General features: G+C 47.6%; 1 tRNA gene. It reads left to right on the top strand.

Annotated features, from left to right (window positions below):
* Nucleotides 1-116 precede the first annotated feature (116 nt).
* Nucleotides 117-192 (top strand) — tRNA-Glu (locus tag ACEQFP_RS17560).
* The last annotated feature ends 207 nt before the right edge of the window (nucleotides 193-399 follow it).

The following is a 399-nucleotide window of genomic DNA, read 5'->3' as shown; positions in this document are numbered from 1 at the left end:
CGTAGGGGAACCTGCGGTTGGATCACCTCCTTACCTGAAGATACGAAATATTGTGTAGTGCTCACACAGATTGTCTGATAGATGTTCGAGCAAAGCGTCTGCGAAGTCGACCCAGTGTCCCCTTCGTCTAGAGGCCTAGGACACCGCCCTTTCACGGCGGTAACAGGGGTTCGAATCCCCTAGGGGACGCCATTTGCGGTATCGGGTGAAAGACGGTGCCAACAATATTGCAAAACGGACTTACGAGTCATGTTTGCAATATTTTGCTCTTTAACAATCTGGAACAAGCTGAAAATTCGAAAACAATCGAATTGCTTTTAACAAGTGATTCGAGAGTCTCTCAAATGCTTGCAGCACGAAGTGAAACACCTTCGGGTTGTGAGGTTAAGTGACTAAGCG

Origin of the sequence: Edwardsiella sp. A.80236 (assembly GCF_044540725.1) — a bacterium.
GTDB lineage: Bacteria > Pseudomonadota > Gammaproteobacteria > Enterobacterales > Enterobacteriaceae > Edwardsiella > Edwardsiella tarda.
Note: the sequence above shows the minus strand (reverse complement) of the source record. Positions and strands in the feature narration are given on the sequence as shown.